We start from the raw sequence: 11,612 nt of genomic DNA on the forward strand, positions 1-11,612 counted from the left end.
ATTTTTTACCCGGGTTGTATAACGCGCGGGACAGATTTATTATTTCTTGTCCGGCAAAGACGCCGAGGTTAGTAGTCTTTTAGCCCAAGACCTGCGATGCCGTCTGGCTGATTGTAGAAACTAGCGGCATAGGTTTCGCTGACTTCTTCAAGGGTCGCAGGATCCCACTGGGGGTCACGGTCTTTGTCAATGACTTGGGCGCGAATTCCCTCTTTCATATCGTGTGATCTCATAGCGTTAACTGCCATGTTGTAGTCACGGTTGAGAGTCTCTGCGAGGGTCGCAGTCTTTGCCCGGCGGATACCGAAGAGGGCTGTTTTAATTCCCGTGGGGCTGTTGTGGCGCATTGCTTCGATGAGTTCTGCCGCCAGCGGGTTGCCCTGTTCTGCGTGCTCTGCCACGGCGTCGCGAATTTGTTCGGCGCTGTTCCCGGCGAACGCCGTGTTAATCCAAAAGGCATTCAAAGCCATCACCGATTCAGGGGTGTTGCCCACGAACTTGGAGATCACCAATTCGATTGATTGAGCGTCGGTGGCGCTTTCGAGATAGGAGATAAGTTCGCCAAGTTTTTCGGTGTGCACATAGTAGTCGGCGAGTCCGCAGACTATCGCATCTGCCGCGCCTACGTACCGACCTGTCAGCGCCATTGCTGTGCCGAGCTGGCGGGGCGCCTGTGAAAGTAGCTTGAGCCCACCAATATCTGGAGCGAAACCAATTCCGGTTTCCGGCATGCCCAGCCTAGTTTTTTCAGTGACCACGCGGTGGGAAGCATGCGCGGAGATCCCCACTCCGCCGCCGAGAACGATGCCGTCCATGATAGCCACGATAGGCTTAGGGGACTTAGAAATTCGGTTATTCAAGGTGTATTCGGCGCGAAAGTATTCTTCGCCCTCGCCTAAATCGCCCGAGTCAATCAGGTGGTAAAGCGAGACGACGTCGCCCCCTGCACACAGCCCTTTCTCACCAGCGCCTTGAATGAGCACTGCTTTGACGCGGCTATCGCTCTCGCACTGGGTGAGCGCCCGGTCGATTCCTCGGAGCATGTCATAGCTGAGTGCGTTGAGTGCGCGCGGACGGTTGACGGTGATAACGCCCAGAGTTCCGCGGTTTTCAAAGAGAATCTGGGACTCTTGCCCTACGTGTTCGGTCATGACCTGCTCCTTCGCCTAGAGATACTGCATATCTCCACACTTTACCGCCGTCGAAGCGAAGAGAAGGTGCATCAGTGTTTTCTGTTGCGGTAGATAGCTCCCTGGTGGGGTGGGAGCACCACCTTTGAGGGCACAGCTTTGCCGTGAGCGGCTTCTAATCCGGCTGGAACAGGAATGTTGCCGGAGGGGTGGTCTGAAATATTTACTGCCGCCCACCCTTTAGAGAATCGACGGACGAGCGCACCATTTTTCTCCTGGTACTTCCCCTCAGGTTTGCCCAAGTCCCAGGCGAGTTCCTGCACCCACGGTGTGCTGTTGTGGGCATCGTGTGCGGTGCCTGCGAGCGCCGTCCACTCCCCCGCGCCCCACACCCAGAACGCAGCTAATGCGGCTCGAAAATTGGGGTGGCGGTTGGTACCGTCGGTGGACGCGCGCAGGAGGGTGAGCCGCGGCTGTTTCAGGCGGGTTCCATCCGCTTGCACAAGCTTGACCGGGGCATGAGTTTTCATCATCTGATGCGCCTGTGCCATGGTGGAGGCGACGTCGAGAAATTCCTCAGCGCCCCAGCCCATAAAGACTTCTTCAAAGCCCCCACCGAAGGCGCTGTGGCGCTCCCATTTACCGGGGTCGCAGCGTGCTTCCGCGATATTGGGTACCAGGATCTTGCCCTGCCGGTTGAGTGCTTTGCCGGCGTCCCGAATCAGCCGATCCAGCCCGCGGTGGAAGGTACGGAGCTGCCGCGCTCCGCGAATGGGAAGGTTCAGCCCGTAGTAGTCGCCAAAGAAGTCGTTATCTGCCATGACGCCGTCAAAGGGCGAATCCGCGAGCTCAGCGCTCACGTTTGCTACCCACTGCTTGCGGTAGGCGGGGTTCCACACGTTCATTTGGAAGTGCCCCGGGTAGCCATCCCATTCGATAAGCTGGCCATCCTTGCGCCGCGCAAACCAGCTCTGACCAGCACGTTCTTGTTCCTGCGCCTCGGCGAATGAGACACCCGATGTAAACGGTGCCTGCCCCTCATACTCGCGAGTTGATGAGAGACATTTGTAGCACAGCACCGTTATGTTCGGGTTGAGCTCTTTCAGACGACGCGCGGCGTCCACCTCGCGCGGTTGCAGAATCGCCACCGAGTAGTGTTCGGCAGCGAACTTCACCTGCGTATCTGTGATTTCTTCTCCTCCGTAGCGAACCCACAACCCATTGCTCCTACGCTGGTTTGGCAAAATACTCCCTACTGAGACGAAAGGTCGAACAGAACGGGGCTGGTGCGCTCTTTATCAATCCGCCGAGGTTTCTTATGCTCTCGCTGACCTTGGGGAACGAAAGTGTCTGATAGTTGCTCGTTCTCACCGGCTAGCGTAGGCAGGAGAGGCTCAGAAGGAACACTCTTCACCGATTCAATGGTCATTCCCTGCTGCTCAGGTTTAAGTTCCAGACCACCGAGTTCGCGGTAAATAAAGTTATAGCGATCCATCACATCGTGAAGTTGGAAGAACTTAATGACGCGCTCACGAGCGTTGATGCAGAGCTCCTCATAGAATGCAGGGCTATCCATCACCTGCTTGAGAGCAAGCGCAAACCCCTCAGGGTCCCCCGCCTGGGTCAAGATTCCGCAGCGTTCCACCATATCGCCGTCGTCGGTAATGAGAGTGTCATCGAGGAGCTGGGACATGCCGCCGACGTCCGAGCCGATGACGGGGATGGACGCGCTCATCGCCTCCAGCGCCACAACCGGCTGACCTTCGTTGTAAGAGGGCATGACGAGGACGTCGAATTCGCCCAATTTTTCGCGCACATTCACCGTGCCGTGGAAGGTGAAGTAATCTTCTAGGCCCTTCGCCGCGATGGCTTCGCGGCACTGGTCGTAGTACCAGGGCACATGCTGGGTAGGTCCTAAGCAGTCGATGTGCAGCGAATACCCTTCTTCTTTGAGTAGATCTACCGTGTCGATGAGGTCTAGCAACCCCTTAATCGGTACCACGCGAGCAATGAAGACAAACTTCCAGTGGTGATTTTTACCTTGTAGTTCAATTTTTTCGCGGGCGGTTCGACGCATGGCGTAGGCTTCGTTCACATCCGAAATCAGCATTCCATTAGGCAAAATAACAGAGCGTTCTTCGATGCCATCTAGACCCTTCGCTTCTTCAATCGCTTTGGGGTAGAGGTAAGTGATTTTTTCGGCGCTGGGGTAGCAGAAGCGTCCTATCTGAATCCACCAAATCATCCACGCACGCTGTTCTTCGGTGACATCAAAAACATCCGGATCGCCCACCTGCACGGGGTAAGACATATTGCGATCGAGCAGAGTATTGATGGTGTCGCGGATGTAAAGATTATGTTCAGTTAGCAAGAACGAACCACCGTTATCGCGGGCCGCAGCAGCACTAATGAGCGAAGCGTAACCGGTGGTGTGTGCATGGTAGACGCGCGCATAGGGCATGCGCTCGTGCAAGAGGGCATACGCTAGCGAGAAGAAAGTGCGCAGCAACCAAAACGCATCAGAGAAGCTCATAGTCCCCACCGACATGCGACTGAAAAACACCTGCATGAACTCTTTAGTTCCAAGAAGAGCCCAACCGGGGAACTGCCGGCTCTTCTCCGAGAACATACGGTCATAGACCTCCCAGAGTGGGTTCGTATCGGCGTCATTGACCAGCGCCAGCAACGCATCAATAATCGTATGCGACTCCGCCGTACGCTGTCGCGCGTTGAGCTTAAGGTCCTTCGTCGAGTAGGCGAACCCATCCTTATGCTCCTCCAAGCTGATAAAGATAGTCTTCACCCAGCGCACGTTCTCAGGCACACCGTAGAGGTCTTCAGAGGGAGAATTTTTGTTCCAGGCAATGTGGATAATTCCAAAAGAAATATCTGGATTGGTCGTCACGATATCGTGCACCACCGCCGATACCCCGCCCTTCAAAAACGGGTAGGTGGATTCCATGACGATAGCGACGTCGACGTCCTCATACTGAGGATCCGAATAGTGTTCGTTAATTTCAGGGGTGCGAAGTTCTTTGTAAACGGTGGTTGCAGTCAAAGGACTACCTCTTTCAGCGAGTGTTTGTGTTGTTGATAAACGCCCATCCCCAGGCGTTCAGGGGGTTTTACCAGGCCATAGCGTGGCGCCAGAAAAGGTCATATGCAGGTGCTTTCCAGATGCGGCGAAAGGCAACATAAGAAACCATCATCAGAACAACTTCCCCCACCATGATGATGAAGTAACCGCCAGTATGCGGCACTAGACCAAAGGCGATAATGCACAGCAACAGGTGGGCTAAACCAATCATCTGCGGTATCGTATGCGAGCCGAGGTAGTCCACCTGATAGCTGTAAATAGTGACGGCAAGGAACAACCAGGACGAGACGATGACGGCAAGCGCCAGCGCAAAAGATTCGTGAACAAAGATGAACATCAAGAGCGCAACGATTGCCGAACTGACAGCGGCGACCATCAGCGTACGGCGGGTGGAATCAACCACGCGAGTTTCAACCTTGGCAGAATAACTCTGCACCTGGCGGTAGCCCTTGGACTGGATGGTCTCACGCAGACGAGCCACCGCCCGATCAACCTTAGTTGCCTCTGCCGCAAAGAAATAGTTGTAGGCGATAACTGCCGGAACCAGACCCATGTAAACGGCGACGACATCCATGTGCCCGTCCTGAACAATGAACAGCACATACTTATCTGCCCAGAGGACGGTTCCTAGCAAGAAACCGCGCAACATTTCTTTAGCGATATCTGAATAGTTCAGACTCTTGAAAGCGGTGAGATAGCGCAGATGCCGGCGGAGAACGAAAAGCATCACCAACATGCCCATCAGCGGAGGCAGGAACCACACGGTAGGGAACAAAAGCAATGCCAGCGCGTAAGCCAGCCAAGCAAAAGCCCAGGTATTGCGGTTAGTGGTCGGAAGGTTAGCAATAACCAAAAGCTGCCCGAATGCCATATTCAAAAATCCCAAGAGCAGGAAGGCAAATAGGGCGGCGAAATCCCAGTTCAGGGCAAAGTAGAAAGGTGCGGCAAAGACCAGCAACACCGGTAAAACCGCTACGCAGGTACTGAGCCAATACTCGGCAAACCGGCGCATGCAGGCGTCCATTTCGCGGTCTGCGAGCAAATCTCCCATAGACCGGTAGATGGGCAAGCAGATGCTCTGCGACATCCACGGCACCGTAATGGAAACAGCAAGAATGATTTCGGTGAGCTGCGTGCGCCCTACCGTTACCTCAGAAATCCGCGGGGTGACCAGCGGGAATATAGTGGTTAGAAGAATTACCGGGGAGAGATACAGAAGAAACTGATAAAGGAATTTTGTTCGTTTGAACCGAAATTTTGACCTTTTGGTGTTGCTAATTAGCGCGGTTGACAAAGCTGCGACCTTTTCAAGGGGAGTGCGAGATGTAGATAGATAGTTATTTAAAGGTAACCCTGCGCCCTTGAACAGTGAGTGAACTTCGGGTAGTATTCACACAACTTCCACTATAGTGGGGACAGAAATTACTCTTTTCGGGAGTACTTCCGCTTATCAACCCACAGTTTATGACGCAGAGTGAGTCATCTTTTGTAATATGACGCTCCCCTTGGGAAGTAATTTTTGGTGGGGCACCAAACGAATTGAGGTACTCCTTTGAACGAGTACCTCATACCAAATACCAGAAAGACGTGCCAGATACCGCCTCCACGCGGTACCTCATTTACTTCTCTGGTATCTCAGCCTCCGCACCTACTTAAAAAGAAAAAGCCCCAGCTAAAGCTGAGGCTTAAAAAGAAATCCACTTGCATGTTAGAAGCCCATGCAAGTGGATTTGTGGCTCCGACCGGCGTCGATCCGGTGACCTCACGATTTTCAGTCGTGCGCTCTACCAACTGAGCTACAGAGCCAGGCATACCCTTAGATATGCCACAACCGCGCTTCTTCTAAAAGAAACACGGTCGGAGCGACCCCGACGGGACTTGAACCCGCGACCTCCGGCGTGACAGGCCGGCGCGCTAACCAACTGCGCTACGGGGCCATCGTTGAAATCAACCAAAGTTTCAATCAACTAGGCCGTAAATCCGAAGATTTACAGTACCCCCAACGGGATTTGAACCCGTGTTACCGCCGTGAAAGGGCGGCGTCCTAGGCCGCTAGACGATAGGGGCTAGGTAGATGAACCGGCTTGATTTCTCTTGCCCGTCCTTCGAACCTCAACTAGCTTACGACAGTTTTTTTTAACGCGCAAACCGAAAGTTCATCCACCCGCCATTTTCAGCTCAAAATCTTGTAACGTGGAACACGAAACAAGTCATTTATCCGCCAATAAATCGACTAAAAACCGCGGAATATCAAGGAGAAAACCCGCTCGCAAAAAACTTCAAAAAAATTTCAACTTTTTCTTCAGAGACGGCAAGAGAGCTACGCCGGGACCGCAATCCATCAAAAATAGACAACAACCCGGCGCAACTCCCCTGCCCAACTATTCAATTATTTTTCCGAAACCGGTTGAACTCGAAACATAGGCTAGCGCTGTCCAATTCGGTTAGCTCTTACGGCTATGCAAGCTCCGCCGATTCCAACAGATTTTTACTTCCTCGCGCGCTCGGAAAATCTGCTTCCATCTCGCGCGCTCGCTCCCGCTAACCTCATCCCCAACTAATCTCAGCGGTGGGAGCCTCATCCGCACGCTCATCGTCCAACTCAGGCACAATCATCACCGGCACCTCCGCATTATGCAAAACACCCTGCGACGTCGAGCCCAGCAGCATACCCGCCACACCACCACGGCCGCGAGTACCCACTACCAACAAACTCGAATCCTTACCAGCTTCCAACAACACCTGAACAGGCGAGCCGTCAATCAACTTAAACTCAATCTCCAGCTCCGGATAATAACCGCGAACCCAGTGCGCAGCCTTACGCTGCAAATCAGCAATCTCCTTATACATTGCTTCAAAATCAACCGCAGCAGGCACCCAATTCAACGCACCCGTATAAGGAGCCAATGCATTCACCAAAGTCAGCTTTACGCCACGACGATCAGCCTCCTCCGCGGCCTTCAAAATCGCAACGCGTGCCTGATCCGAACCATCAGAACCCACCACAATCGTCTTACTGTGGTTCAACAGCGTACGATCCTTATCAATCTTGTCCCCGTAAGACATAGGAACCGCCACTGTAGGACAGTGAGAGTGAGCGGGCAACGACGTAGAAACCGTACCCAGCAAGCGTCCCAAGAACCCGCCATGCGAACGCGAACCAACAACCATCAATTCAGCACGCTTAGAAAGCTCCAAAAGGACGCCGGTAGCATCCCCCGTTTCCACCGTGGCACGCAGCTCAACATCAGTCTCACCGACACGAGAAATAGCTTCGTCAAGAATCTGCGCCACGCCGTCGCGCAACGCTTCTTCATCCACTACCGAATACCCCGCGTCAAAACCTGTACCCGTGAAAACCGGAAGCGAATAAGCGGTCACTAGACGAACAGGAACATCACGGCGTTTAGCCTCGTGAACCGCCCAGATGAGCGCCCCATACGACTGCTCGGAACCATCAATGCCCACAATAATTTCGCCTGAAATTTTAGTGAGATCTACCCCGGTATCGCGAGCGGCAACAGCCTGGGTACCGAATGATTTGTGCTGTGATGAGTTCTCGGTCATGGAATTCTCCTCGCCTAGTTTCGGTTATTCCAGCTCTGATCTTTTGCTCAAAATTCAAGAGCCGGTCCTTCCTCCATTCTAGAATGGCTCACCTCACAGTGGTACCTTGTTTCGCCACTATGACCTGGGATTTCTTTGAGAGATGAATAGATAAACGACGTCACCCCCTCCTCTTTGAGAGAAGGGGGCGACTTTGAGAGAAGGGGGCGACTTTGAGAGAAGGGGGCGACGTCGTTATAGTGCGGTGTTTACTACAATTTTTTGAGGGTCATTTAGAAAGCTGTGAAATTGCCAGCGCTCTCCCCGTTAGCTCCAAAATTAGCCTGAATAGTGCCGGCTGAAGTCTGCAAAACGGAAGAACCATCGGCAGCAGTGACTACCTCACCTGTCGGGAACCCTAGGGTTTCAGCCCCGCCATTGTTGAGGAAATACTGACCAGCTGCGGTATCCGCATCTACAAAGTGAGCGCCCGTCTGAGGTGACCAGAAGTAAACCACTCGCCCCTGGTCAGCGTAGGAGAAGCTCTGTTGGACGCCGTCCGCTACAGGAATTTCGTTAGTGGTGGGTTGAAGCTGATTCACAGGAGCCACTCCTCGGGCAGGCTGTGAATCTTCATTGACCCACGCCTGATAGATAGCGCCCTGTACCTGATGTGCACCCATCAGCTCATTCCAAAACAAAGCGCCGCTTTGGAAAAGCTGATGGCATTCGAGGTAACCAGAAGTTGCTAGGCCATCGCCTGAGACCCCGCACAGCTGAGTGGTGAGCGGATCACCAAAGGTAGGGGGCACATCGCCAGCAGGTTGTAAGGAACCGGCGGGAGAATCAACCGGCGCCTCCGGGGCTGCCTGAGCAGGAGCTACTAGACCGAATCCCAGTAAAGTAGCCACACCAGCAACAGCACCGGCACGTTGTGCAAAACGGGTTGAAGTGAACATTTTTCCTCCTCGCCTAAGCGGCTGTGAACTTGTCTATATTTCAACCACATCATGTTTTGAGAAATAACTCCACCTTTTTAGACGAGAACCCATTATTGTTGTACAACCGTAATGAAGAACCTCAAAATCTTTATAAAATCGTGACTTTAACTCCCTCAAAGTTATAGAAACTACACCGGACTCAGAGTTTTCTTTTCAGGAAATATTCGGGTAGTTTCTAGCACACAGTGAGAAAATAGACTCACCATCAACGCACTATAGGGAGTAGCAATGACGCATCTGAAGAAATCAGAAGATACTGCAGAAGCATCGCAGCACGCATGGAAAACCTGGGGTAACCGGCATATTTCCACGCCCTCCCGCGTCTTTAAACCTCGCACGCTTTCTGACCTTCAAAAATTCGTTGCTTACTGCGCCTCGACCGATCAGCGTTTCAAGGTGGTGGGTGCCTCCAAGAGTTCCTCTGCCATCGCTCAACCCACTGAAACGATGATGAGCCTGGAATATCTGACAGGAGTAGTGGATGTCGATACAGATCAATCCACAGCCACATTCCTTGCTGGCACCACGGTACGCGACGCCAACCGAATCCTGCTGAGCTACAACCTTGCCTTTGAAAACCTGGGACGCCTTGACCAGCAGACTCTTGCAGGAGCGGTCTCCACCGGAACCCACGGTACGGGGCTAGGGTTTGGCGGGTTCTCCACACAAGTGACCAGTCTGAAGCTGATTACCGCAACCGGTGATTTACTCGAATGCTCTGAAACCTCCCACCCCGAAATTTTCCGTGCCTCCCTGGTGGGGCTTGGCGCACTGGGCGTGCTGGTATCGCTGACCTTCCGCGTAGTCCCACTCTTTCGGCTTCATGCTTCTGAACGCGGGCGACACTACTCCGATATCGTCCCTGTGTTTGAAGACCGCTCGCGCGGGGCAGACCACTATGAATTTTCCTGGTTCCCGGGATCAAAAGAGGTGCGTACGCGCCGTCTGACCCGCCTGCCTCTACTAACAGAGGGATACATGGCTCCCCATGCCCGTCTTTCTCAGGCGCGACGCCACGGGGGTGACTACGTACTCAATAACGGCGTTTTTGAAATCATGAACATAGTGGGAGCAACTCTTCCCCCTAGTCAGGGCATGCTGAACAAGGTATCGAACTGGGGTAAGGGCAACCGCCGCTACGCCGATTTGGCTCCTTCCGTTTTTGGGCAGAACCGCACTGTGCACCAGAACAACATGGAATACGCCTTCGATATTGCAGAATTTCAGGCAGTGATGAAGGACGTGCGCGCCCACCTAAGCGAAGAAAAAATCCAGACGGGATTCCCGCTCGTGGTGCGAACATCTGCAGCAGATGATATTCCACTATCCCCCGCTTTTGGGCGAGAGACAGTCTACATTTCGGCGCGTGAGTATTGGCGTCGGCCCTTTGAAGAATATTTTGAGGGGCTGGAAAAAATTTTCATGCATCATGGGGGACGCCCTCATTGGGGGCAGATTCATACGCAGGACGCCGCGCAGTTGCGCAAGCTCTACCCGGAATTTGAGACATTTACGGCGCTGCGCCAGGAGATGGACCCGCAGGGAATCTTCTTGAACCCCTACTTGGAGAAAGTGCTGATTGGCTAACGAAATAGGGCCTGGAATGTTGCCCCGACGTCCGAGTTAAAACGACGACACTCCCACCTGCCCACTTCATCACCCGGGAGCGGAAGTTAGCTGCGGCGACTTGCGAGTTTTAACGCTTTTAGCCCGCCCTGTGTTTTCGAAAACCATAGCGTTCTCAAAAACAATCGGGCGGGCTAAAAGCATTAATGTTTGAGCTGGAACGGTAGTTGACTTTCGCTCCTCTCTCTTAACGTCCGCGCGAGATACGTACCATTTCGTCGCGGTCTGTCACCTTCACGCGCTTACGCGGCTGACCTAAGGCGTCCAGCGCTGCTTCGCCCAGAGACTTCTCGTGGGCGTCGAGTGCGTGCCAGCCTTCCCAGGTGGTGTATTCGATGCCTTTAGAGTCGAGGAATTCGTTGAATTTCTCGGGTGCCGGTTCGTTGGCGGTGTAGAGATTTTCGCGGTCTTCGAGCAGGTGGGTGACCGTTTCGAGGGCGTCAGACTTAGTGGAACCGATGAGACCAACGGGACCGCGCTTAATCCATCCGGTGGCGTAGAGCCCGGGTACGGCTTCGCCGTCGTTATCGGTCACGCGACCTTCGACATTGGTGATGACGCCGCGGTTGGGGTCGAAACCAACATCGGGCAGTTCAGAGCCGAAGTAGCCGATGGCGCGGTAGACAGCCTGCATGGGGTATTCGATGAATTCGCCGGTGCCGTTGATGCCGCCATTGCCGTCGAGTTCATTGCGTTCCATCTTGAGGCCGGTGACCTTGCCGTCTTCACCGAGAATCTCTGCCGGTGACTGCAAGAAGTGCAGGTGCAGGCGACGGGATGCGGTGCCGGGGTTTTCTTTTTGGTCTTCGAGCCAGCCGCGCAGCACCTTGATCATGACCTTAATTTGGGCGTTGTTCTCCATGGCCTCTTCGGAGGCGGCGTCGAACTGGAAGTCCTCTTCGTAGAGCACGATGTCAACGTCGCGGGAGTGCGCCAACTCGCGCAGCTCAAGCGGGGTGAACTTAATTTGAGCGGGGCCGCGGCGTCCGAAGATGTGAACATCGGTGACCGGCGATGCCTTAAGACCTTCATAGACGTGGTCTGGAATCTCGGTAACCAGCAGGTCATCGGCGTGCTTGGAAAGTACACGCGCGACATCGAGTGCTACGTTGCCGTTGCCAAGTACCGCAATTTCTTTAGCATTAAGGGGCCATTCGCGGGGGTAGTCGGGGTGGGCATCGTACCAGGAGACGAAGTCGGAAGCGCCATAGG

Annotated in this window: 8 protein-coding genes and 3 tRNA genes; 1 reads left to right on the plus strand and 10 read right to left on the minus strand. The window is 53.8% G+C overall.

Features of this window, described 5'->3' with window-relative positions; genetic code table 11:
• Positions 1–68: 68 nt before the first annotated feature.
• The 9 genes from A7E48_RS09000 to A7E48_RS09040 all read right to left on the minus strand — a co-directional run bounded on the left by A7E48_RS09000 (position 69) and on the right by A7E48_RS09040 (position 8,732).
• On the minus strand, positions 69–1,151 hold the full coding sequence (locus A7E48_RS09000) for an enoyl-CoA hydratase/isomerase family protein (protein WP_068172446.1): 1,083 nt from the start codon (positions 1,149–1,151) through the stop codon (positions 69–71).
• Between the two features lie 71 nt (positions 1,152–1,222).
• Positions 1,223–2,374, minus strand: coding sequence for a putative glycoside hydrolase (locus A7E48_RS09005; protein ID WP_068172449.1), 1,152 nt, complete (start codon positions 2,372–2,374; stop codon positions 1,223–1,225).
• A gap of 8 nt (positions 2,375–2,382) precedes the next feature.
• A complete protein-coding gene (gene pelF, locus A7E48_RS09010) occupies positions 2,383–4,188 on the minus strand; it encodes a GT4 family glycosyltransferase PelF (protein ID WP_068172452.1) in 1,806 nt (601 codons plus the stop codon).
• A gap of 67 nt (positions 4,189–4,255) precedes the next feature.
• Positions 4,256–5,521: a hypothetical protein gene (locus tag A7E48_RS09015; RefSeq protein WP_083147330.1), complete on the minus strand. Its 1,266-nt coding sequence runs from the start codon at positions 5,519–5,521 to the stop codon at positions 4,256–4,258.
• A 439-nt stretch (positions 5,522–5,960) separates the two neighbouring features.
• Positions 5,961–6,033 (minus strand) — tRNA-Phe (locus tag A7E48_RS09020).
• Positions 6,034–6,090: 57 nt separating this feature from the next.
• Positions 6,091–6,164, minus strand: a tRNA-Asp gene (locus tag A7E48_RS09025).
• A 57-nt stretch (positions 6,165–6,221) separates the two neighbouring features.
• Positions 6,222–6,294, minus strand: a tRNA-Glu gene (locus A7E48_RS09030).
• 480 nt (positions 6,295–6,774) lie between these two features.
• Positions 6,775–7,794 carry a universal stress protein gene (locus A7E48_RS09035; RefSeq protein WP_068172455.1) on the minus strand — a complete coding sequence of 340 codons (1,020 nt, stop codon included), beginning with the start codon at positions 7,792–7,794 and terminating at the stop codon, positions 6,775–6,777.
• A 272-nt stretch (positions 7,795–8,066) separates the two neighbouring features.
• The gene (locus A7E48_RS09040) at positions 8,067–8,732 is read right to left on the minus strand and encodes an LGFP repeat-containing protein (RefSeq protein ID WP_068172458.1); all 666 of its coding nucleotides are present in this window, start codon (positions 8,730–8,732) and stop codon (positions 8,067–8,069) included.
• 270 nt (positions 8,733–9,002) lie between these two features.
• Between A7E48_RS09040 and A7E48_RS09045 the strand changes: the two genes are divergently transcribed.
• On the plus strand, positions 9,003–10,361 hold the full coding sequence (locus tag A7E48_RS09045; protein ID WP_083147331.1) for a D-arabinono-1,4-lactone oxidase: 1,359 nt from the start codon (positions 9,003–9,005) through the stop codon (positions 10,359–10,361).
• Positions 10,362–10,587: 226 nt separating this feature from the next.
• Here the strand turns inward: A7E48_RS09045 and A7E48_RS09050 are convergent.
• The coding region (locus A7E48_RS09050) for a pyridine nucleotide-disulfide oxidoreductase (RefSeq protein ID WP_068172461.1) at positions 10,588–11,612 on the minus strand (1,025 nt) is incomplete at its 5' end.

Source organism: Rothia sp. ND6WE1A (genome assembly GCF_001683935.1).
GTDB classification, from domain to species: Bacteria; Actinomycetota; Actinomycetes; order Actinomycetales; family Micrococcaceae; genus Rothia; species Rothia amarae.

Coding starts and splice junctions, on each gene's coding strand:
- A7E48_RS09035 (WP_068172455.1), bottom strand. CDS start 7,794: ATGACCGAGAACTCATCACAGCACAAATCATTCGGTACCCAGGCTGTT.
- A7E48_RS09000 (WP_068172446.1), bottom strand. CDS start 1,151: ATGACCGAACACGTAGGGCAAGAGTCCCAGATTCTCTTTGAAAACCGC.
- A7E48_RS09040 (WP_068172458.1), bottom strand. CDS start 8,732: ATGTTCACTTCAACCCGTTTTGCACAACGTGCCGGTGCTGTTGCTGGT.
- A7E48_RS09045 (WP_083147331.1), top strand. CDS start 9,003: ATGACGCATCTGAAGAAATCAGAAGATACTGCAGAAGCATCGCAGCAC.